Below are 19,800 nucleotides of genomic sequence, written 5' to 3' on the forward strand. Positions count from 1 at the left end.
TACTGGGCCGCATCGAGGACTTGGGGTTTGCAGGTTCACGCCGACCTAGGGGGCGTGAACCTTGTTCCGCCAGGCGCAGAGATCGCGGATCAGGCATTGCGGGCATTCCGGCTTGCGCGCCTTGCAGACGTAGCGGCCGTGCAGGATCAACCAGTGATGGGCGTCCTGGCGGAACTCGGGCGGCACCACCTTCATCAGCTTGTCCTCCACCTTGCGCACGTCGACGCCGGGAGCAAGTCCGGTGCGATTGGCGACCCGGAAGATATGCGTGTCGACGGCGATGGTCGGTTCGCCGAAGGCCGTGTTGAGGACCACGTTGGCGGTCTTGCGACCGACTCCGGGCAAGGCCTCGAGCTTTGCGCGGTCGCGAGGTACTTCGCCGCCATGCTGCTCGACCAGGATACGGCAGGTGGCAATCACGTTCTTCGCCTTCGCATTGAACAGGCCGATCGTGGCGATGTGCTTCTTCAGCGCTTCTTCGCCGAGGTCGAGCATCGCCTGTGGCGTGTTGGCGACCGGAAACAGGCGTCGCGTAGCCTTGTTCACGCCGACGTCGGTCGCCTGTGCCGAGAGGATCACCGCGACCAGCAGCTCGAACGGCGAGCTGTAGTCGAGCTCGGTGGTCGGCTTCGGATTGAAGTCGCGCAGCCGCGCGAACATTTCGACCACGTGTTCGCGCTTCATGACCCGGATGTATCGTCGGTGCCCGCCTTGCGCCGGGCCTTGCCGCGGGCGATGGCCTCGAGCACCGCGGACCTGGTGATGGGTGGCGTGCTCGCCCTGGCTGCGGCGGTTTGCGCGGAAGCCCGCTTCGCATCGCGCACGGAACGATCCCTGTCGAGTCGCCGGTTGCGCGCATCGAAGCGGCGGCGGGCGTGGTCGGCGCGGTTGAGAATGTCGAACCTGGGCAAAGGCTCGACAGCGAATGCGGTCATCGAGATGCAGTCGACCGGACACGGTGCAATGCACAGTTCGCAGCCGGTGCATTCGGCGCTGAGTATGGAATGCATGCGCTTGGCCGCGCCGACGATCGCATCGACCGGGCAGGCCTGGATGCATTTGGTGCAACCGATGCAGAGCCCTTCTTCGATCACCGCGATGGTCGGCGGCACCTCGACCCCATAGCCGGCGTTCAGCGGCTTCGAATCGCGACCGAGGAGCGCTGCCAGCGCATCGACGCCGGCCTGGCCACCGGGCGGGCACTGGTCGATATCGGCTTCGCCCCGGGCAATCGCCTGCGCATAAGGCAGGCAGGCCGGGTAGCCGCAGCGCGTGCATTGCGTCTGCGGAAGCATTCGATCGATGCGTGTCACGAGATCGAAGTTCACGAGTCCTGCTCGGCTCGGCGCTGCTGATCCGAGAATGGTTCGTCGCGTCGCGTGACCCACGCATTTCCGCATCGATTGCAGCGATAGCGGCCGACCAAGAGTCGATCGCCGAACAGGATGATGACGACGAATGCCATCCATATCGCGAACAAACCGAGCAGGACCTCGGCGGCACCCCAGAATGCAATGAGCGCGAGCTCGAAGACGGAAAGCAGGATGTAGGCGGACCAGAGATTTCGTCGCGCCCCTGCGTCAGCATCACCGGACCCGCCATCGCAGCGCGGGCATGGCGGACGCTCGACGAGATCCTCGGCCAGCGCAAGCTCACCACGTCGATAAGCGGCGACCAGTTCGCGCGCCTCGCCGAGTTGCGAGTCCGGGGCCATGACTCGGAACCCGCCGTAGAAGATGATCTCGAACCAGTTCTGGCGCACTAGATTTTCGTCGAACAGCTGTGCCTGGAGATCGCGCGAGCGCAATAGGGCGACGACCGTCAGGCCGTCGAGCTGGTCCAGGGTGCGTTCAACGCAGCGCATGCAAGCGCGACCCTCCTTTTCAGCGCACGGTCGCGCCAGGGTTTGCGCCGGCATCGACGTCGAGCAGCTTGAGATCCTCGCCACCGCTGCCGGCCGAGAGGATCATGCCTTCGGACAGCCCGAAGCGCATCTTGCGCGGGGCCAGGTTGGCGATGAAGACGACGTTGCGGCCAACCAGCTTTTCGGGTTCGGAATAGGCGGCGCGGATGCCCGAGAAGATCTGGCGTTCGCCCAGTCCGCCGGCGTCGAGGCGGAAGCGCAGCAGCTTGTCCGAGCCTTCGACGAAGGCGCATTCGAGGACCTTGCCGATGCGCAGGTCGAGCCTGGCGAAATCGTCGATCGAGACATGCGCCGACTTCGTTTCTTCGGCTGCACCCGCGGCTGCGGCCGCCGCATCGAGGGTCTTCATCTTGCGCGTTTCGACGTCGGCCTGGGATGGCTTGGGCGGTGCGGACAGGGATTCTTTCGATGCGTCGATCATGGCGGCAACCTGTTTCGGGTCGATTCGTGTGGCGAGCGGCTGGTAGCTCTGCAGGGCGTGCGAACCCAGGTGATTCGCGATGTCGTTGAATCCATCGAAGCGGCCACCGGGCAGGGCAAGGAATGCCTCGGCTTGAGTGATGGTGGCCGGCAGGACCGGTTTCAGGGCGCAGGCGATCGCGCGGAAAAGATTGATCCCGGTCGATAGGACCACGTGCAGCTCGTCGCGGCGCGCGGGATCCTTGGCCAGGGCCCAGGGCGCGGCCTCGGCAATGTATTCGTTGGCGCGGTCGGCGACCTGCATGATCGCGCTGATGCTGCGGTTGAAATCGTCGCGGGCGTAATGGGCCACGGCGTCCTGCAGCAGGCCGGTCGCCTGGCTTAGCATGAGTGCGCCCTTGCGTGCGAATTCCGGCTCGTTCGTTGCGTCCGTCCCGTTCCAGAACGGCGCGGCCAGGCGGTTGTCGAAGTTCGCTTCCAGCAATCTGGCGCAGCGGCTCGCGATGTTGACGAACTTGCCGACGATGTCGGCATTCACGCGCTGGGCGAAATCGTCGAGATTGAGGTCGAGGTCGACGACGCCGCCCGAGGACTTGGCCGCGAAGTAATAGCGCAGGTATTCCGGGTTGAGGCCGGCATCGAGGTAGGTGCGCGCCATGATGAAGGTGCCGCGCGACTTCGACATCTTCTCGCCATTGACGGTCAGGTAACCGTTGACGTGCAATGCGGTCGGCACGCGTAGCCCGGCGCCATGCAGCATGGCCGGCCAGAACAGGCCGTGGAAATTCACGATGTCCTTGCCGATGAAGTGGTGCAGCTCGGTGCGGCTGCCGGCCTCGAGGTATTCGTCGAACGAAAGCCCGGTGCGATTGCACAGGGCCTTGAAGCTGGCCAGGTAGCCGACCGGCGCGTCGAGCCACACATAGAAGAACTTGCCCGGTGCGTCCGGAATCGGGAAGCCGAAATACGGCGCGTCGCGCGAGATGTCCCAGTCGCGCAGCCCACCTTCTGCGTTGAGCCACTCGCCGAGCTTGGCGACGACGCCCGGATGGGCGACGGGCTGTCCGTCGGTCAGCTTGCCGGCCAGCCAGTCGCGCAGCAGCGAAGTGAAGTGGCCGACGCCGAAAAAGAAGTGTTCTGAGTCGCGCAGGACCGGTTCGGCGCCCGACATGACCGAGCGCGGATTGATCAGGTCGGTCGGTGCATAGGTCGCGCCGCAGTTCTCGCAGTTGTCGCCGTACTGGTCGGGCGTGCCGCAGTTCGGGCAGATGCCGCGGATGTAGCGGTCTGGCAGGAACATCTGCTTGACCGGATCGTACAGCTGCTGGATCGAGCGGCGCGTGATGTGGCCCGCATCGCGCAGCCGCGTATAGATCGTTTCGGCGAGTTCGCGGTTTTCTGCCGAATGGGTGGAGTGGTACTGGTCGTAGTCGACCGAAAAATCCGTGAAGTCGCGTTCGTGCGAGGCCTGGATCGGCTTGATGAATTCCTCCGGGCTCAGCCCGGCTTTCTCCGCGGCCAGCATGATCGGCGTGCCGTGGGCATCGTCGGCGCAGACGAAATGCACGGTATGCCCGCACATGCGCTGGGCGCGCACCCAGATATCGGCCTGGATATAGCCGACCAGGTGGCCGATGTGCAGGGGCCCGTTGGCATAGGGCAAGGCATTGGAGACAAGGATCTTCCTTGCGGGCGAGCTCATTCCGTACGGGTTCCGCGCATTCAGGGGCGCGGAATTATTGCATGCAGAGCCCTCTCATGGGCTGTTGCGGGGAGGCCATGAGGTCAGGGCGTCAAAGCGCACAGCCGAGAGCTTCGAGTTTCTTCGCCGCCAGCGCCCGCGACTTCTTGCACTGCTTGGCGACCCTGGCCGGATCCACGCCGCGTGCGATATTGCCGAGGATCGCGCGCACCGAAGCCTTAAGCTCGCTCGCCTTGGCCCGTCGCTCGTCACTGCCAAGTCGGGAATTCAGGCACTGGCGGTAGAGCTCGACGTAATCATCGCAGTCCGGGAAACCGGTCTTGTCGAATTCGGGGATCGGATTGTCCAGCGGCGGTGGCGCGGAATCGAGCGGAGCGACCGCCGTGGCGACCGGGTTCGCTTCAGGCTTCGGTGCCGGCGCCGGTGCAGCGGGAGCAGGCGCTGCTGCCGGTGGTGTTTCCGGAATGCCGGACGGCTGGTTCTTGCTGCAGGCAGCCATCGCCAGGAGCAACGGAATGAGGAAAATCAGGCGGGTCGGATTCATGCGCATGCTCGTGAACAGAAGGCGTCGGGATCTTTGACTCCGGCGCACCGCGACAGTTCAGTGCGGTCAACGCCAGCGGCGCGCGCGCCAGCTGCGCAGGGTAACCGGTCCGGCGAAGCAGTACACTAGCGGGTCTCTGCAAAATGATCGAATCCATGAGCGAAACCATAGAAGCACGCGCCCGCGAAATCCTTGCCGGAATCATCGATCCGCACTCTGGCCAGGACCTCGTTGCCGCCGGCGCCCTGCGCGGAGTCGGGGTATCCGGCGACAAGGTCTCCGTCGACATCCAGCTCGGCTATCCGGCCCTGTCCTGGCAGGCGACCCTGTCGGCCCAGGTCAAGCAGGCCCTCGAGAGCGACCCGGGCATTGGTTCGGCGGCCGTCGGCGTTTCCTGCCGGGTCGGCGCCCATCGGGTACAGGAAGGCCTGACGCCGCTGCCGAACATCCGCAACATCATTGCGGTTGCCTCGGGCAAGGGCGGCGTAGGCAAATCGACCGTGGCCGCCAACCTGGCCCTGGCCCTGCGTGCCGAAGGCGCCAGTGTCGGCGTGCTCGATGCCGACATCTACGGCCCCAGCCAGCCGCGCATGTTCGGCCTGTCCGGCAAGCCCGACACAAAGGATGGCAGCCGCATCGAACCGAAGATCAACCATGGCATCCAGGTCATGTCGATCGGCTTCCTGATCGAGGAGGACACGCCGATGATCTGGCGTGGACCGATGGTCACCCAGGCCCTGCAGCAACTGCTCGGCGACACCAACTGGGTCGATCTTGACTATCTGGTCATCGACCTGCCGCCCGGAACCGGTGACATCCAGCTGACCCTGTGCCAGCGCGTACCGGTCTCCGGGGCGGTGATCGTGACTACACCGCAGGACATCGCCCTGCTCGATGCGCGCAAGGCGCTGAAGATGTTCGAGAAGGTCAACGTGCCGGTACTCGGCATCATCGAGAACATGTCCACCCACATCTGCTCGAATTGCGGGCATGAGGAGCACGTGTTCGGCGAGGGTGGTGGCGAACGCATGGCCGCGCAGTACGGCGTGCCGATGCTCGGTTCGCTGCCCCTGGACATCCGCATCCGCGAGCAGGCCGATGGCGGCACGCCAACCGTTGCCGCCCTGCCAGGTTCCGAACTCGCCGCCCGCTACCAGGGCATCGCGCGCAACGCCGCGGCGCGGCTGTCGCTGCAGGCCCGCAACAAGTCGATCCAGTTTCCCAAGATCGTCATCCAGAACACCTGATCGTGCGCTGGCCGGTGCTCCCGGGCGTGTTCGGCCTGCTGTTGCTGGGCAGCACGGCGCGGGCCGATGATGACCTCGTACGCATGCTGGCGGCTGCGCATGCGCAGATCGGCGTGACCGTCCGCTACGCGCCGGCCTACGTGCGCCTGGACTATCCCGGTGGCGACCTGCCGGCCGATCGCGGAGTCTGCTCGGATGTGCTGGTCCGGGCCTTGCGTGCGGTCGGCATCGACCTGCAGGTCGCCGTGCATCGCGACATGCAGGCGCACTTTTCGGCCTATCCCGACCATTGGGGCCTGGCCGGGGCCGATGCCAATATCGATCACCGCCGCGTGCCCAATCTCGAACGCTATTTCGAACGCAGCGGCAAGAGCCTGCCGCTGAGCCGGGATCCCGTCGATTTCGAGGCCGGCGATTTCGTCTCCTGGCGGCTCGACGGCGGCCAGCCGCACATCGGCATGGTTTCGGACCGGCGCAGTGCGGATGGCCGAAGGCCGCTGATCATTCACAATATCGGCGCCGGGACCCAGCTCGAGGACGTGCTCTTCGAGTGGAAGATGACCGGTCATTTCCGGTATTTTGCCGGCCCCTCCGGCGCCACACCCTGACCCGGGCCCATCCTCCCGTCCCGCACGTCGCTGTTCGACGTCGGATCCGGGCAATACCAGCGAGAGTCGCCAATGAGCATCAAATCGGACCTGTGGATCAGGCGCATGGCCCAGCAGCATCGGATGATCGAACCGTTCGAGCCCGGCCAGGTCAAGCTGAACGCCTCCGGCGGCCGCCTGATCTCCTATGGAACCTCGAGCTACGGCTATGACGTGCGCTGCGCCTCGGAGTTCAAGATCTTCACCAACATCAATTCGACGATCGTCGATCCGAAGCATTTCGAATCGGGCAATTTCGTCGACTTCAACGGCGATGTCTGCATCATCCCGCCGAATTCCTTCGCCCTGGCGCGGACCGTCGAGTATTTCCGCATTCCGCGCAAGGTGCTGACGATCTGCCTCGGGAAGTCGACCTATGCGCGTTGCGGGATCATCGTCAATGTGACCCCGCTCGAACCCGAGTGGGAGGGCCATGTAACGCTGGAGTTCTCCAACACCACACCGCTGCCGGCCCGCATCTATGCCAACGAGGGCGTCGCCCAGATGCTGTTCCTGGAGTCGGACGAGGAGTGCGAGACCAGCTACAAGGATCGTGGCGGCAAATACATGGGGCAGCAGGGCGTGACCCTGCCACGCACATGAGCTTCGGTGGTAGTCTTGGTCTCTTGTCCCGACCCGGAGAGTGAGTCCATGCGGTTGTTCGTGAGGAATCGTGGAATGCGTCTGTTGGCCTTGCTCATGGTGGTCGTGGCGCTCGGCGCCTGCGCGAGGGGTACGCGGTCCGATACCGCCAAGGCTCCGGTGAACGTGCCGGCCTCGTTCGACGTGACCCTGATCGCCACCAAGGACGGGCAGTTCGACTACCTCGATGCCCCGCTCACGCCGCAGGACCTGCGCGCCGCGCTCAACTACCGGAAGGAACAATCCTTGCCGATGTCGACGGTTCTTCTAAAGCGCGGCGAGAAGGACAAGGTAAAGGACGTCCACATCGTGGCACTGGCGCGAATTGCCGTTGCACTGGGCTTCACCGCCTATGTGATGGAAGACGGCGAAATCAACGAGATTCGCACGACCACCACCAAAGAAGAGTAAGCGGGGATCACCATGAAAAAGTTCATGCTCAAGGCGCGTGCGATGCTCGTTCTGGCCATGCTGGCCATGTTCCTGGCCACGGCCGCACACGCCGGCGACGTGCGTGATGGCCGCGCCATCGTCACTCCGGCCAAGGAAGACCGCTACAAGATCGGCAGCTATACCTTCGGCAAGGCGGAACTTTTCGGCTATATCAGCGAACTGAAGGAAACCAAGAAGATCACCGGGATCGTGCTCAAGAATGGTTACAGCGACAGCAACAAGGCCACCGACGAGCAGCGTCATTCGATCGCCAGCATCGGCAAGACCCTGCAGCTCGAGACCTTCACCCAGGACGGTCGCGACCTCCAGCCCCTGTCGAACGACTAGAAGTAACCGAGGCCAGGCGCGCCTGTCGGGGCGCGCCGACGGCCGGCGGCTTTGCAGGCTGTGCGCCGCCGTCACCTGCGGGTTCGGCCTGGCGCTCTCGATGTCTGCGCCAACCGCATCCGCAGCCAATCCGTTCGTGGCCTGGAAAGACCGTCTGTTCGGCGCCAGGCCCGTGCATTCGCCCGTGCGTGAGTCGAACCCTGAGGGTGTGGTCGTCCTCGGCGTCGATCGACCCGAGCACCTGCGCATCCTCGGCGACTCGGACCAGCGCGAGTTTCCGCAAGGCAAGAGCCGGTTCCGCGAACTCGAACTGCAACGCGAATTCGAGCATGTCGCGCTGCGCGTCCAGGTGATCGCCAGGTCGAACCCGCACGGTCGCGGCAACGCCGTGTTCAAGCCGGTCATTTACCTGCTCGACGATCGCGGCGAAGTGCGCGAGAGCAAGGCCGTGGAACCGCTTTATCTGGACATCCGCCCGTTCCGGCCCACCCGCCTGCTCGCCTGCGTGCCGCTGGAAAAGGTCCGCCGGTTCGCCGTGGCCACGCCGGCCTCGGCGCTGGGCACGTCCTACGAGTCGAAGTCGCGGGACAAGGTCAGCGCAAAGAGCAAGGGCGGCTTCTACTACGCGACCGATCCGATCAAGGTCAATCTTCCGTATGTCGAGACCGGCGAACTGATCGTCGAAGTGGTCCGTGCCAACCGCAAGGGTGAGGGCTGCTGAAGGCCGGGCGGCCGCCGGGTCCGGTCGATCGCCCCCGGCTGCGATCCGCATGCACGACGGTCAATGCGTGGTGCCGCCGGCGACCTCGAGATCCGTGGCCGTGGTCACGGCACAGGCGATCGCCGCGCGAATCCCGTGCAGCATGGTCGACAGCGGCAGGCACGGTTCCCCCGGATGCGCAACGAGTTGCTCGGGCAGCCACGGCACGTGGATGAAGCCGCCGCGCAGGCCCGGATGCTCGGTCGCCAGCAGGTGGGCCAGCCAATAGAACACCTGGTTGCAGACGAAGCTGCCGGCGCTGAGCGAGAGCGAGGCGGGAACGTCCAGCTCGTGCAGCGCGGCCCGAATCGCCTTGACCGGCAGGCTTGAAAGGTAGGCCATGGGGCCGTCCTCGAGGACGGGCTTGTCGATCGGCTGCAGGCCGGCATTGTCGGGGATGCGGGCGTCGATCAGATTGACCGCAACCCGTTCCAGCGAGATTTCGCTGCGGCCTCCGGCCTGACCGAGCGCGATCACCAGTGCCGGCCGGCAGCGGTCGAGCCATTCGGCGAGGGCGGTCGGCGCCTCGGTGAAGGACACGGGCAGGACGGCGCCGACCACCCGGTGCCCCGCGATCGACTCGCCATCGAGGCAGCGCGCGATTTCGGCCGACGGATTGACCGGCTCGCCGGCGAACGGCTCGAAACCTGCGATCAGGACAACCGGCTCGCTCATCGGAACACCAGCAGGGCCATCAGGGCGACATTGACGACCATGAGGGCCAGGGCAGTCGGGATCTGCGAGCGGATCACGCCGTACTGGTCGGGCAGTTCGAGCAGCACGGCCGGCACGATGTTGAAGTTCGCCGCCATCGGCGTCAGCAACGTGCCGCAGTATCCGGTCAGCATACCGATCGCGCCGAGGATGGCCGGGTCGGCGCCGTGCCTGAGGACCAGCAGGGGCAGGCCGATGCCGGCCATCATCACCGGAAAGGCGGCGAAGGCGTTGCCCATGATGATCGTGAACAGGACCATGCCAAGGGCGAATGCGAGCAGGCAGGCCATGCGGCTGTCGATCGGGATGACGGCACTGGTCAGCGCGGCAATGGTCTCGCCGACCCCGGTGGCGGCGAATACGCCGCCCAGCGTGGCCAGGATCATCGGCAGCAGGACTGCCCAGCCCAGCGAATCGAGGAGGCGGCGCCCCTCGACGATCGAATGCAGCGGGCGGGCGCGGGTCACGCGCACCGCGCCGACGAGGGCAAGCAGGCTGGCCAGGCCCAGCGAAGTCAGGGTCAGCGCCTTCGGATCGAGCAGCGGCATGCCATTCAGCGAAAGATGACGGCCCGCGAAGAACAGCGCGAGGGTCAGCACCGGTATCGCCAGCGCCGGGGCAAACAGGCGATTGCCGATGCGTGCGGCGGAACGCTCGCGTTGCTCATGCTCGGCGGGCGTATCGGCCTTCGAGCGCAGGCCGCCGCGCGCGGCGAGCAGGCCCAGGGCGACGACACCGCCGCCCATGAACTGGGCCGGCAGCGCCTCGTTGCGCTGGACCGCAGCCAGCACGAGGTCGCCGAACACGAACGGACCGGAAAGGATCAGCCAGAATGCCGCCATCGAGAAGCGGCGCTCGCGCAGGTTGAACCAGGCGGCGGCGATCAGGAAGGCGCCGACCAGCCAGTACAGGTACTCAACGCGGAGCATTGGTTGCTCCATCCTTGCCGATCAGGCGCCTTTCGCGATCGATGCGTCGCTGCAGCAGGCGCACGCGGACGGAATGGATCAGAAACGCCGCGATCGCCGTAGGCAACGCCCACAGGGAAATCGACAGCGGTTCGAGGACGATGCCGTTGCGGGCATAGAATCCCTGGATCAGCAGGACCGCGCCAAAGGCCACGAACACGTCCTCGCCGAAGAATCGGCCGACATTTTCCACGGCGGCGGCGCTGGCGCGTACGCGGTCGCGTTGCGAGTCGGTCAACGGACCGCGACCGCCTTCGGCTGCGCTTTCGCTCATCGGTGCGATCAACGGGCGAACCGTCTGTGCGTGGCCGGCGATATCGATCAGGCCGGCCATGCTGAGCAACTGGCGCAGGCCGAGGTAGGTGATCTGGAAGCGCGCCAGGGTCAAGCCGCGAAAGCTCGCTATCCAGGTGCGGGCGCGCTCGCGCAAACCGAAATGCTCGAGCAGTCCGATCACCGGCAGGGTCAGCAGGAACAGAAGCAGGACGCGGTTCTCTACGAAGGTGCGGCCGAGCAGGGCGAGCAGGTCGGGCAGGGGAATGCCGGCGCAGAGGCCGCTGACCAGTCCGGCAGTCACCACGACGAGGACGGGGTTGCGGCGCAGCGTGAAGCCGATGACGACGACGGCGACGCCGAGCAGCGGCCAGTAGTTGATGACGCCTGGCATGGGTGGAGACTCCCGGATGGTCCAACGCCCATGCTAACCCGATGCCGTTGCACGGCCTATTCCTTGGCCATGCCGCTACTCACCGCGGCTCTCGGGCAATGGCGATGCCGGCGGCGATCAGGGCGTCGTGCAGGGCCCGTGCGAATTCGCTCGCATGGGTGCCGTCGCCATGCAGGCAGAGCGTATCGGCGCGCAGCGTCAGCGCTTCGCCCTCGAGGGTCGTGACCATCCCGTGCTGCACGATTGAAATCGCCTGCTGCACGGCGGCTGCGAGGTCGGTGATGACCGCGCCTTCGGTGCCACGAGCGGCGAGCTGGCCGTTGCCCAGATAGCGACGGTCGGCGAAGGCTTCATGGGCGACCTGCAGGCCTGCGCGTTCGCCAGCCCGCGGCAGTTCGCTGCCGGCCAGACCGACCAGGATCAGTCGCGCATCGAACCGGGCGACGGCGCGTGCGATGGTCTCGGCGAGACCTCGATCGCGGGCCGCCTGATTGTAGAGCGCACCATGCGGCTTGACGTGGATTAGGGTGACCGCTTCCTCGACGGCGATCGCCGCCAGTCGCTGCAACTGCGCGTCGATCGTTTGCGCAACCTCGGCATGCGGCAGGTCCAGTTCGCGTCGACCGAAGTGCCCGGGATCGGCATGTCCGGGATGCGCGCCGGCCTTGACTCCGAAGCGCCGGCACAGGCGCAGGGTCTCGCGCATGCTCGCTTCGTCGCCGGCGTGGCCGCCGCAGGCGATGTTGGCCGAACTGATCCACGGCATGATCGCCAGGTCGTGGCCGCAGCCTTCGCCGAGATCGCAGTTGAGGTCGATGGACGGTGGCATGCCAGTGCTCCGGTGTTCATTTCGCAGGCGGACCGAATGCCGGTGCCTGCCGGAATTTCGTCGCCGCCGGCGCAGGCGCGATCTCCGAGACTAGGCAATGGCCGGGGCGCGCGCAACGCATCGCGGGATTGCTCAACGTAGTTCGTTGAGCGCTGGCGCCTGGTCGATCGCAATGGCCATGCGGGCCAGGCGTTGGCGCTGGTCGTTGTGCAGGTGTTGGGCCATCGCCCGAGTGCACGGCAGCAGGCGCAGGCTCTCGCCAGGGCGCAGCTGGGCCAGGCGCGGCAGGTCGGTAGCGATCGCGTGCGCAATGCGCGGATAGCCACCATGGGTTTGTGCGTCGGCCAGCAGCAGGATCGGATTGCCGTCAGGTGGAAGCTGCAACGTTCCCGGCATGACCGGTTCGGACACGCGCTCGCCCGCGTCGGCCAGTGCCAGGCAGGGTCCCTGCAGCCGCAAGCCCTGCCGATTGCTTGCCGCGCCGACCTGCCATTCTCCGGCAAACAACTGCTGCGGCTCGCGCAGGGCATCGTGCCCGGCCAGCACGCGCACCACGGCGGGCTGGTTGAAGTCTAGGTCGGGTGCGGGATCGATCCAGCGTCGGTCGATTTCGAACCGATTCAGCGCGCGATGATGACCGGCCTTGATCGCCAGCACGTCGCCGGCCGCCAAGGCACGGCCGTCGAGCCCACCGAAGCCGGCGCGCAGGTCGGTGCTGCGGCTGCCCAGCACCGGCGCCAGGTCGAAGCCGCCGGCGACGGCCAGGTAGGCGCGTGCGCCGCGCCGGCAGGCGCCGAGCTTGAGTACGCTGCCTTCTTCCAGGTCGACGCGTCGCCAGCCGGGCACTTCCCGGCCATCCGCCGTTGCCTCGATCTGCGCGCCGCACAGGGCGATCCGCGCCGCCCGCGCGAGTTGCAGCGTCGGTCCGGTCAGGCAGATCTCGATGACAGCTTCGCCATCGGCGTTGCCGACCAGCCGGTTGGCGATCATGGAAGAGAACGGGTCGAGCGCGCCCGCGCTGCCGACGCCGAGATGCCGGTAGCCTGGCCGACCCCGGTCCTGGATGGTCGTCTGCAGGCCGGCCGCGAGGATGCCGATGCTCAACGCGGCGGCTCCGTCTTCGCGGTGTCCGAGATGAAGCTTACGGTGTCACCGGGACCGAGCAATGCCGGTGGATCGCGTGCCGCATCGAAAAGATCCACGCCGGTGCGTCCGATGATCTGCCAGCCGCCGGGCCCGCGTCGCGGATAGATGCCGGTCTGTGCACCGCCGATGCCAACGCTGCCGGCGGTGACATCGGTTCGCGGTGTGGCCCGGCGTGGCATGGCCAGCTGGCGATCCATGCCGATCAGATACGGAAAGCCGGCGGCAAAGCCGAGCATGGCCACCCGGTAGGTCGCCTCGGTGTGGCGCCGGATCACTTCGTCGGTGTCGATCCCGGCGTGCCGGGCGACGGCCTCGAGATCGGGTCCGTCGCTGCCGCCGTAGCGAACCGGAATGACGTGATGGCGGCCTGGTGCTTCCTTCGGGCTGCGGATTTCGCCTGCAGCACGAGCGGCAAGCCAGCGACGCACGGCCTCGAGCGGTTCGCTCTCGCCGGCCAGCGCCTCGAGGTCGATGCACAGGGCCAGCGTCGCAAAGGCCGGCACGATGTCGAGCAGCCAGCCGGGGCGATCGTGTCCAAGTTCGCCAGCCAGGGCGTGCACGCGAGCGTTAAGGTCGGGATCGAGGGTATTGCCGAAGCGCAGCAGCAACGCATTCTCGCCGAGGTCCTCGATGGCGAAGCCGGTGCTCACCCCTGCAGATGCTTTTCCAGCAGGGTGATCCGCTCGACCAGCGCTTCGGGTGCATAGGGTCGCGATTCGACCTTGCCCCAGACCGGCGCCGGCCAGGCAGGATCGTCCTCGAAACGCGCGATCACATGCACGTGCAACTGCGCCACCACATTGCCGAGGGCGGCCACGTTGAGCTTGTGCGGGCGCACCGCATCGCGCAGCAGGCGCGATGCCCGGTCGATTTCATCGCACAGCGCGTGTCGCTGCCCGACGTCGAGATCGATGAGATCGCGCGCCCCGGGCACGCGCGGAACCAGCACCAGCCAGGGATAGTGGCTGTCGTCCATCAGGCGCAGTTCGCAAAGCGCCAGGCGCGCCAATGGATGGGAATCCGCGGCGAGCCGCGGATCGAGCGTGAACGGGACAGGGGCAGCCTGCTTCATGGCGATATCAGTGTGCGTTCGAAGAAATCCAGCGTGCGTTCGAAGGCGAGCTGCGCACTGGGCGCATGATAGTCCTTGCGACGATCGCAGTTGAAACCGTGCCCAGCCGGATAGACGTGGATTTCGGCGTTGGGCAGCAGTTCCCGGTGCCTTTGCACGGCGGCCGCGGGAATCGAATGGTCGAACTCGCCGAAATGAAACTGCACAGGCGCGGTGAGCGGTTCGTGGAGGTACTGGACGTTCCTCGCGCCGTAGTAGCTGACTGCCGGAAGTCCGAGTCGCATCGCCGCCAGCAGGGCGATGCTGCCGCCCCAGCAGTAGCCGACCACGCCGATGCGCCCGGCCGAACGAATCGCATCGGCGGCGCTGCCGACGTCAGACACGGCCCGTTCCGCGCCGAGTTCGTCGACCAGGGCTCGGCCCCTGGCGACGCCGTGCGCGTCATAGTCGAGTTCGACGCCACTTTCCAGATGATCGAAGAACGCCGGCGCGATGGCCACGTAGCCATGCTCGGCAAAGCGATCGGCGACGCTTCGGATATGCGCGTTGACGCCGAAGATTTCCTGGACGACGACAATGCCGGCTTTCGGTGTTCCGGTCGGCGTTGCGCGATAGGCGCCGATGCACTGCATGCCGCTGCTATTGAGATGTAGGGTCTCGCCCACGGATCAGCTCCTCGATCGGATGCATGGCCCGGCTGAACAGGGCAACGCGGTTGCGGCCCGCCGCCTTGGCCCGGTACATGGCCTGGTCGCCGGCGTCGAACAGGGCATCGACACTGGCCTCTTCGAGGGCCGGCAAATCGGCGAGCCGGACCACGCCGATGCTGACCGTTACCGCAATGCCATGCGTGGGCAGTCGCGACAGCGACTCCTGCACCTGGCTGCGTATCGCTTCGGCCACACCAACCGCCGCCAGCGCGCGCTCGCCCTCGAGGACCACGATGAATTCCTCGCCACCGAAGCGACCGATGATGTCGCCATGCTCGAGGCATTGGCGGATCGCGGCAATGCCTTCGACCAGGACGCGATCGCCGAACAGGTGTCCGAGTTGGTCGTTGACCTGCTTGAACGAGTCGTAGTCGATGACCAGTACCGCCAGCGATCGACGGGCCGCGATGCTCGTGGCCAGCATGCGTCCGACCTGTTCGCGAAGATGGGATCGATTGTAGACGCCGGTGAGGGGGTCGGTGATCGCGGCCTGATAGAGCTGCGAGGCACGCTCCTCGAGTCGGGAGTTGGCCTCGGCGAGCGCCTTGCTCTGCTGGTCGATCTCCGAATTTTTCAGGCGCAGGGTTCGATTGAGCCGGGAAATGCCGTTGAACCGCCAGGTGATCAGCAGCAAGGCCAGGCCCAGGCTGGTCAGGGCGACCAGGCCGAGGCGCTTTTCGATTTCCTGCTTTTCGAGCCGGGCATTCTGCAGTTCGTTGTCCTTCTGCAGCAGGGTCAGGTCCTTCTCGGCTTCGGCCCGGGCATGGCGGGCCTGCAGGTCGCTGAGCTGCCTCCCGGCGCGCGTGCCCAGCAGCAGTTCGCGCTGTTCCGCATAGCGCCGCAGAAAACGCAGCGCGCCTTCGGGATCGTGCTCGGCCAACGCGATCTTTTCGCGGACGGCATAGGCCTGGACAAGTTGCGGTCTCAGCAGGGCCTTCTCGAGGCCGGCGATCGCTTCGTCGATCATGCCGCGGGCGCGCAACGAATCGTGTCGGACCTGGCTGATCTCGGCCAGGTGCAGCAGCGCGCGAGAAACGATCTCGTGCTGGTCCAGTTCGCGACCGATCTCCAGAGCCCCTTCGAGCTGTTGCACGGACTCCTCGTTGCGCCCGAGTCCGAACAGGGCGCGGCCGGTCTCGAGTCGCTCGAGGCCCTGGTTCGCGCGATTGCCGAGGGCGAGATCGATCTGCAGCGCTTCGCTGGCGGCCGATAGCGCCGCGGCGTGCTCGCCGATATCGTTGAGCAGGCTGGCGTAGCTGCCGAGAACAGGCGCGTAGGTCTCCGGATTGGCCAGCCGGTCGACGCTGGCCAGCGCGCGTTCGAAGTAGCTGCGCGCCGTGGCCTCGTCTTCGATTTCACGATAGAGCAGGGCGACGTTGCGCAGGCTGGTTTCGAGCCGGTCGCCGATGCGCTCACGGATCGCCAGTGCATCGAGTTGCAGCTCGAGGGCGCGGGCAAAGTCGCCGCGATCTCGCAGGACGGTTCCGAAATTGCTGAGGATCAAGGCCTTGCGAAAGTCGTTGCTGCTGTCGGCGAGCAGTCCGATCGCGGTCTCGTAGCTATTCAGTGCTGCGTCGAGGTCACCCTGGCGGCGCGCGAGGATTCCGAAGTAGCCGTGCGCCGATGCTTCGTACTCCTTGACCCCGGCGATTCGAGCCGTGTCGAGCAGGCGCGAGGCCAGTTCGCGCGAACGCGCGTAGTCGCTCAACAGCAATGCATCCTCGGTCTCGCGCTCGAGCGCATACATGGCTTCGGACAGATCGCCTTGCGCACGCGCCATGGTCTCGACCTGATGCCAGGCTTCGCCAGCGGCGGCGACGGCATGCAGGGCGGACATGGCATGCGCTTCGATGCGGGCCAGGGCAAACTCGCCGCGGGAGCCGAGGATGGCTCCGCCGACGAGGATCAGGCCCTCGAACAGCGAGTCGAGGGTTTTCGCCACGCCGCGCGTGTCCACCGCTGCCGCAGCGACAGGAACGCCCGCGACGACGGTTTCGGCAGCCGAAGCGGGCAGCATGCCGATACCGAGCAGGAAGGCGAGCAATGGCTTGTGGTTCATGGACCAACCCGAAGCATCGAGCGGATATCCCGGAGACTGCGCAATCAGGTGAATGCTATCGCGTTTGCATGCCGGGCGAATCCCGGCAGGGGGCTTTTCCCGCAATCCGAGGCACATCCGTTATCGGCAGCGCCGGGAGCGGCTAGACTTCGCGGTCGTGCAGGCGACTTGCAGGAGTTGCCGCGTCGCGCATTTCCCTGTCGATGCCTGAACCCGTCCCCAAGGCCGGCGATCCAGCCCATGTCGGATGACCCATTGAAGATCCCCCAGTCCTTCGTGTTCGATCGACCCCCTCTGGCGGATTGGGCGAGCGAATTCGCGAGCCTGTCGCCGGGCCAGCGCTGGCCATCGATCGTCGAGCTCGAAGAACTTCGCGTTCAACGCGAACGCAGCGACGGCATCCCGCGACCGCATTTCGTTGCCCAGTCGCGCGCGCTCCTCGCCGACGGGCTGCACTACGAGGAACGCATCCGCGGTGGCCGCGTCGCAACCCGGGAAGACAACTGGCACGACCTGTTGAATGCCCTGGTCTGGCTGCGCTATCCACGCACGAAGTCAGCCCTCAACGAGGCGCAGTGCGTCGACATCGGAAGGGTCGGTGCTCGCCAGCGTACGCGCGCCCAATGCGCCATGACCCATTTCGATGAAGCGGGTGCGATCGTGCTGTGCAGCGATCCGGAACTGGTCGCGCTGTGGGACCAGCACGACTGGCATGGTCTCTTCTGGCGCCGGCGCGATGCCTGGAACGTGCGCATCGCGGTGCTCGTCTTCGGTCATGCCATCCTCGAGCTCGCCTTGCAGGCGGAGCGATTCCTGGTCGCCAAGTGCATCGCCCTGGCGGCGACGGCCGAGCAGGTTGCGCGGGTTGCGGCGAATACCGATGAAGGCCACGCCATGGTCGATGCGCGGGTCGCCGCCGCGATCGCCGCCGGGACCCATCTGCGCGATCCGCAGGAGCTGCGCCCGCTGCCGCTATCCGGTATCCCCGGCTGGAATCCCCGTTCCGAAGACGAATCCTTCTTTGCCGACGCGCCGTGCTTCCGGCCATTGCGCGCCGATCGCCGCTATCCGCAACCGGATCAGGCCTGAGCGCCTGTTGCATGGCGCCTGTCGGGAACTTTTCGCCCCTTCCTGCTGTACATTGCGCATCGCTCGCGATCCCTGGCGTGTTCCGCTCCGGTTGACTCTCCCCGGCGGATTCCAACGCCCGGGCCTGTGCCGCGATGGACCAGTCGAACGTTTCGCGGCAACAGCGAAGCGCACGGAAACTTGCAAACAAGGTGATTCGACGATGATAGAAACCCAAGCTCTGGGAAAGCGGTACGGCGACTTCGTCGCCGTGGATGGCATCACGTTCAAGGTCGAACCCGGGCAGGTGCTCGGATTCCTCGGCCCGAATGGCGCCGGCAAGTCGACCACGATGAAGATGATCGCCGGCTTCCTCGCGCCGACTTCGGGCAGCGCGCGGGTCTGCGGTTTCGACGTCGAGGAACAGTCGCTCGAAGCACGCCGGGTCGTCGGCTATCTGCCTGAAGGCGCTCCGAGCTATGGTGAGATGGACGTGCGCCAGTTCCTCGAGTTCATCGCCGACGCGCGCGAGGTGCCGGCGAACCTGCGCAACAAGCGGATCGACGATGCGATCGACCGGCTCAACCTCGAGAGCGTGCTGCAGCAGCCGATCGACACCCTGTCAAAGGGCTTCAAGCGCCGCGTCGGCCTGGCCCAGGCGATCCTGCACGACCCCAAGGTGCTGATCCTCGACGAGCCGACCGACGGTCTCGATCCGAACCAGAAGCACGAAGTGCGCACGCTGATCAATGCGATGGCGCGCGACAAGACCATCATCGTCTCGACCCATGTCCTCGAAGAGGTCCACGCGGTCTGCCATCGCGCGATCATCATCGCCAGGGGCCGGGTGCTGGCCGACGCAACCCCGGCCGAGCTCGAGTCGCGATCGCGCTATCACCAGGCGGTCTCGCTGACCGCTACCGACGTCAAGGCCGCGAAGGAGGCCCTGTCCCGGGTCCCCGATGTCGCTTCGATCGAAGTCGACGCCCAGGACGGACGCATCACCGCCTTCCCGAAGCCGGGCCGGCAGATCTTCGTCGCCGTCAACGCAGCCCTGCAGGAGCGTTCGATCGTGGTCCGCGAGCTCGCCCTCGAGGGTGGCCGCCTCGACGAGGTCTTCCGCAGCATCACCCAGGGCGGCGCGGCCACGGAGGCAAGGGCATGAGCGCGATCTCAACGGTCTGCAAGCGCGAGTTGCGCAGCTACTTCGCGACGCCGGTGGCCTACGTCTTCATCGTCATCTTCCTGGTCCTGTCGAGTGCGTTCACGTTCTATCTCGGCGGCTTCTACGAGCGCGGCCAGGCCGACCTCCTGCCGTTCTTCAACTTCCTGCCGTGGCTGTACCTGTTCCTCGTACCGGCCGTTTCGATGCGGCTGTGGTCCGAGGAGCGCAAGAGCGGCACCATCGAACTGCTGCTGACCCTGCCGATCACGATGTGGCAGGCGGTCATGGGCAAGTTCCTCGCCGCCTGGGCCTTCATCGGCATCGCCCTGGCCCTGACCTTTCCGCTCTGGATCACGGTCAACTACCTCGGTGATCCGGACAACGGAGTGATTTTCGCAAGCTATCTGGGCGCCTTGCTGATGGCCGGTTCGTTCCTCGCCATCGGCTCGTGCATCTCCGCGGCCACGCGCAACCAGGTGGTCGCCTTCATCCTGACCGTGGTCGCCTGCTTCGTACTGGTCATGGCCGGTTTTCCGCTGGTCCTCGACGTGTTCCGTTCGTGGGCGCCGCAAGGCCTCGTCGATGCCATTGCAGGGCTCAGCTTCCTGACCCATTTCGCCTCGATCAGCAAGGGCGTCATCGATCTGCGCGATCTGCTCTACTTCGTGTTGATGATCGGCTTCTGGCTGTATGCGAGCGCCATCGTGATCGACCTCAAGAAAGCCGACTGAGGAAG

The 19,800-nt window shown here is 65.9% G+C and carries 23 protein-coding genes; 9 read left to right on the forward strand and 14 right to left on the reverse strand.

Going from position 1 to position 19,800, the window contains the following annotated elements; genetic code table 11:
• Positions 1–45: 45 nt before the first annotated feature.
• From nth to BM125_RS09225, 5 genes are all read right to left on the reverse strand, one after another.
• Positions 46–684: an endonuclease III gene (nth, locus tag BM125_RS09205; RefSeq protein ID WP_092407203.1), complete on the reverse strand. Its 639-nt coding sequence runs from the start codon at positions 682–684 to the stop codon at positions 46–48.
• Entirely contained in the window at positions 681–1,328 is a 648-nt protein-coding gene (locus BM125_RS09210) for an RnfABCDGE type electron transport complex subunit B (protein ID WP_245778862.1), read from the reverse strand. The genes nth and BM125_RS09210 overlap by 4 nt, the downstream gene beginning before the upstream one ends.
• On the reverse strand, positions 1,325–1,864 hold the full coding sequence (locus BM125_RS09215; protein WP_139224919.1) for a hypothetical protein: 540 nt from the start codon (positions 1,862–1,864) through the stop codon (positions 1,325–1,327). The genes BM125_RS09210 and BM125_RS09215 overlap by 4 nt, the downstream gene beginning before the upstream one ends.
• 19 nt (positions 1,865–1,883) lie before the next feature.
• A complete protein-coding gene (gene metG, locus BM125_RS09220; RefSeq protein WP_092407209.1) occupies positions 1,884–4,046 on the reverse strand; it encodes a methionine--tRNA ligase in 2,163 nt (720 codons plus the stop codon).
• A 91-nt stretch (positions 4,047–4,137) separates the two neighbouring features.
• Positions 4,138–4,590, reverse strand: coding sequence for a hypothetical protein (locus tag BM125_RS09225; RefSeq protein WP_139224920.1), 453 nt, complete (start codon positions 4,588–4,590; stop codon positions 4,138–4,140).
• A 155-nt stretch (positions 4,591–4,745) separates the two neighbouring features.
• Here BM125_RS09225 and apbC point away from each other — a divergent pair, with 155 nt between their 5' ends.
• The 6 genes from apbC to BM125_RS09255 all read left to right on the forward strand — a co-directional run bounded on the left by apbC (position 4,746) and on the right by BM125_RS09255 (position 8,627).
• Positions 4,746–5,837 carry an iron-sulfur cluster carrier protein ApbC gene (gene apbC / locus BM125_RS09230; protein WP_092407314.1) on the forward strand — a complete coding sequence of 364 codons (1,092 nt, stop codon included), beginning with the start codon at positions 4,746–4,748 and terminating at the stop codon, positions 5,835–5,837.
• A 2-nt stretch (positions 5,838–5,839) separates the two neighbouring features.
• Complete coding sequence (locus BM125_RS09235; RefSeq protein ID WP_217647839.1) at positions 5,840–6,445, forward strand: DUF1287 domain-containing protein; 606 nt, start codon at positions 5,840–5,842, stop codon at positions 6,443–6,445.
• 72 nt (positions 6,446–6,517) lie between these two features.
• A complete protein-coding gene (gene dcd, locus BM125_RS09240) occupies positions 6,518–7,087 on the forward strand; it encodes a dCTP deaminase (protein ID WP_092407213.1) in 570 nt (189 codons plus the stop codon).
• 75 nt (positions 7,088–7,162) lie between these two features.
• On the forward strand, positions 7,163–7,537 hold the full coding sequence (locus BM125_RS09245) for a hypothetical protein (RefSeq protein ID WP_092407215.1): 375 nt from the start codon (positions 7,163–7,165) through the stop codon (positions 7,535–7,537).
• Between the two features lie 12 nt (positions 7,538–7,549).
• Positions 7,550–7,906: a hypothetical protein gene (locus BM125_RS09250; protein WP_092407217.1), complete on the forward strand. Its 357-nt coding sequence runs from the start codon at positions 7,550–7,552 to the stop codon at positions 7,904–7,906.
• A gap of 100 nt (positions 7,907–8,006) precedes the next feature.
• Complete coding sequence (locus tag BM125_RS09255; RefSeq protein ID WP_139224921.1) at positions 8,007–8,627, forward strand: hypothetical protein; 621 nt, start codon at positions 8,007–8,009, stop codon at positions 8,625–8,627.
• A 60-nt stretch (positions 8,628–8,687) separates the two neighbouring features.
• On the opposite strand, the gene pcp is transcribed toward BM125_RS09255, so the two are convergent.
• The 9 genes from pcp to BM125_RS09300 all read right to left on the reverse strand — a co-directional run bounded on the left by pcp (position 8,688) and on the right by BM125_RS09300 (position 16,831).
• On the reverse strand, positions 8,688–9,341 hold the full coding sequence (gene pcp / locus BM125_RS09260) for a pyroglutamyl-peptidase I (protein WP_092407221.1): 654 nt from the start codon (positions 9,339–9,341) through the stop codon (positions 8,688–8,690).
• Positions 9,338–10,309: a DUF979 domain-containing protein gene (locus BM125_RS09265; protein WP_092407223.1), complete on the reverse strand. Its 972-nt coding sequence runs from the start codon at positions 10,307–10,309 to the stop codon at positions 9,338–9,340. Before BM125_RS09265 ends, pcp begins: the two co-directional genes overlap by 4 nt.
• The gene (locus BM125_RS09270) at positions 10,296–11,015 is read right to left on the reverse strand and encodes a DUF969 domain-containing protein (RefSeq protein ID WP_245778863.1); all 720 of its coding nucleotides are present in this window, start codon (positions 11,013–11,015) and stop codon (positions 10,296–10,298) included. The genes BM125_RS09265 and BM125_RS09270 overlap by 14 nt, the downstream gene beginning before the upstream one ends.
• Positions 11,016–11,094: 79 nt before the next feature.
• A complete protein-coding gene (gene pxpA, locus BM125_RS09275; RefSeq protein WP_092407225.1) occupies positions 11,095–11,844 on the reverse strand; it encodes a 5-oxoprolinase subunit PxpA in 750 nt (249 codons plus the stop codon).
• A 132-nt stretch (positions 11,845–11,976) separates the two neighbouring features.
• Positions 11,977–12,948: a 5-oxoprolinase subunit C family protein gene (locus BM125_RS09280; protein ID WP_217647840.1), complete on the reverse strand. Its 972-nt coding sequence runs from the start codon at positions 12,946–12,948 to the stop codon at positions 11,977–11,979.
• Complete coding sequence (gene pxpB / locus BM125_RS09285) at positions 12,945–13,640, reverse strand: 5-oxoprolinase subunit PxpB (RefSeq protein ID WP_175497986.1); 696 nt, start codon at positions 13,638–13,640, stop codon at positions 12,945–12,947. Before pxpB ends, BM125_RS09280 begins: the two co-directional genes overlap by 4 nt.
• On the reverse strand, positions 13,637–14,062 hold the full coding sequence (locus BM125_RS09290) for an HIT family protein (RefSeq protein ID WP_092407227.1): 426 nt from the start codon (positions 14,060–14,062) through the stop codon (positions 13,637–13,639). The genes pxpB and BM125_RS09290 overlap by 4 nt, the downstream gene beginning before the upstream one ends.
• Positions 14,059–14,727, reverse strand: a complete 669-nt coding sequence (locus BM125_RS09295; protein ID WP_092407229.1) for a dienelactone hydrolase family protein — start codon at positions 14,725–14,727, stop codon at positions 14,059–14,061. The genes BM125_RS09290 and BM125_RS09295 overlap by 4 nt, the downstream gene beginning before the upstream one ends.
• A complete protein-coding gene (locus BM125_RS09300; RefSeq protein ID WP_175497987.1) occupies positions 14,702–16,831 on the reverse strand; it encodes a tetratricopeptide repeat-containing diguanylate cyclase in 2,130 nt (709 codons plus the stop codon). The genes BM125_RS09295 and BM125_RS09300 overlap by 26 nt, the downstream gene beginning before the upstream one ends.
• A 240-nt stretch (positions 16,832–17,071) precedes the next feature.
• Here BM125_RS09300 and BM125_RS09305 point away from each other — a divergent pair, with 240 nt between their 5' ends.
• From BM125_RS09305 to BM125_RS09315, 3 genes are all read left to right on the forward strand, one after another.
• Positions 17,072–17,920, forward strand: a complete 849-nt coding sequence (locus BM125_RS09305; RefSeq protein WP_092407233.1) for a DUF3025 domain-containing protein — start codon at positions 17,072–17,074, stop codon at positions 17,918–17,920.
• 202 nt (positions 17,921–18,122) lie between these two features.
• A complete protein-coding gene (locus BM125_RS09310; RefSeq protein ID WP_092407235.1) occupies positions 18,123–19,064 on the forward strand; it encodes an ABC transporter ATP-binding protein in 942 nt (313 codons plus the stop codon).
• Positions 19,061–19,795, forward strand: coding sequence for an ABC transporter permease subunit (locus BM125_RS09315; protein WP_092407237.1), 735 nt, complete (start codon positions 19,061–19,063; stop codon positions 19,793–19,795). The genes BM125_RS09310 and BM125_RS09315 overlap by 4 nt, the downstream gene beginning before the upstream one ends.
• The last annotated feature ends 5 nt before the right edge of the window (positions 19,796–19,800 follow it).

Source organism: Dokdonella immobilis, assembly GCF_900115085.1.
GTDB classification, from domain to species: Bacteria; Pseudomonadota; Gammaproteobacteria; order Xanthomonadales; family Rhodanobacteraceae; genus Dokdonella; species Dokdonella immobilis.

Excerpts from the sequence above, each read along its gene's own strand:
- BM125_RS09270 (WP_245778863.1), bottom strand. The coding sequence starts at position 11,015 with ATGCCAGGCGTCATCAACTACTGGCCGCTGCTCGGCGTCGCCGTCGTC.
- BM125_RS09310 (WP_092407235.1), top strand. The coding sequence starts at position 18,123 with ATGATAGAAACCCAAGCTCTGGGAAAGCGGTACGGCGACTTCGTCGCC.
- BM125_RS09265 (WP_092407223.1), bottom strand. The coding sequence starts at position 10,309 with ATGCTCCGCGTTGAGTACCTGTACTGGCTGGTCGGCGCCTTCCTGATC.
- BM125_RS09305 (WP_092407233.1), top strand. The coding sequence starts at position 17,072 with ATGTCGGATGACCCATTGAAGATCCCCCAGTCCTTCGTGTTCGATCGA.
- BM125_RS09225 (WP_139224920.1), bottom strand. The coding sequence starts at position 4,590 with ATGAATCCGACCCGCCTGATTTTCCTCATTCCGTTGCTCCTGGCGATG.
- nth (WP_092407203.1), bottom strand. The coding sequence starts at position 684 with ATGAAGCGCGAACACGTGGTCGAAATGTTCGCGCGGCTGCGCGACTTC.
- apbC (WP_092407314.1), top strand. The coding sequence starts at position 4,746 with ATGAGCGAAACCATAGAAGCACGCGCCCGCGAAATCCTTGCCGGAATC.
- BM125_RS09290 (WP_092407227.1), bottom strand. The coding sequence starts at position 14,062 with ATGAAGCAGGCTGCCCCTGTCCCGTTCACGCTCGATCCGCGGCTCGCC.
- BM125_RS09315 (WP_092407237.1), top strand. The coding sequence starts at position 19,061 with ATGAGCGCGATCTCAACGGTCTGCAAGCGCGAGTTGCGCAGCTACTTC.
- BM125_RS09215 (WP_139224919.1), bottom strand. The coding sequence starts at position 1,864 with ATGCGCTGCGTTGAACGCACCCTGGACCAGCTCGACGGCCTGACGGTC.
- BM125_RS09245 (WP_092407215.1), top strand. The coding sequence starts at position 7,163 with ATGCGTCTGTTGGCCTTGCTCATGGTGGTCGTGGCGCTCGGCGCCTGC.
- metG (WP_092407209.1), bottom strand. The coding sequence starts at position 4,046 with ATGAGCTCGCCCGCAAGGAAGATCCTTGTCTCCAATGCCTTGCCCTAT.
- BM125_RS09255 (WP_139224921.1), top strand. The coding sequence starts at position 8,007 with ATGTCTGCGCCAACCGCATCCGCAGCCAATCCGTTCGTGGCCTGGAAA.
- pcp (WP_092407221.1), bottom strand. The coding sequence starts at position 9,341 with ATGAGCGAGCCGGTTGTCCTGATCGCAGGTTTCGAGCCGTTCGCCGGC.
- pxpA (WP_092407225.1), bottom strand. The coding sequence starts at position 11,844 with ATGCCACCGTCCATCGACCTCAACTGCGATCTCGGCGAAGGCTGCGGC.
- BM125_RS09250 (WP_092407217.1), top strand. The coding sequence starts at position 7,550 with ATGAAAAAGTTCATGCTCAAGGCGCGTGCGATGCTCGTTCTGGCCATG.
- dcd (WP_092407213.1), top strand. The coding sequence starts at position 6,518 with ATGAGCATCAAATCGGACCTGTGGATCAGGCGCATGGCCCAGCAGCAT.
- BM125_RS09300 (WP_175497987.1), bottom strand. The coding sequence starts at position 16,831 with ATGAACCACAAGCCATTGCTCGCCTTCCTGCTCGGTATCGGCATGCTG.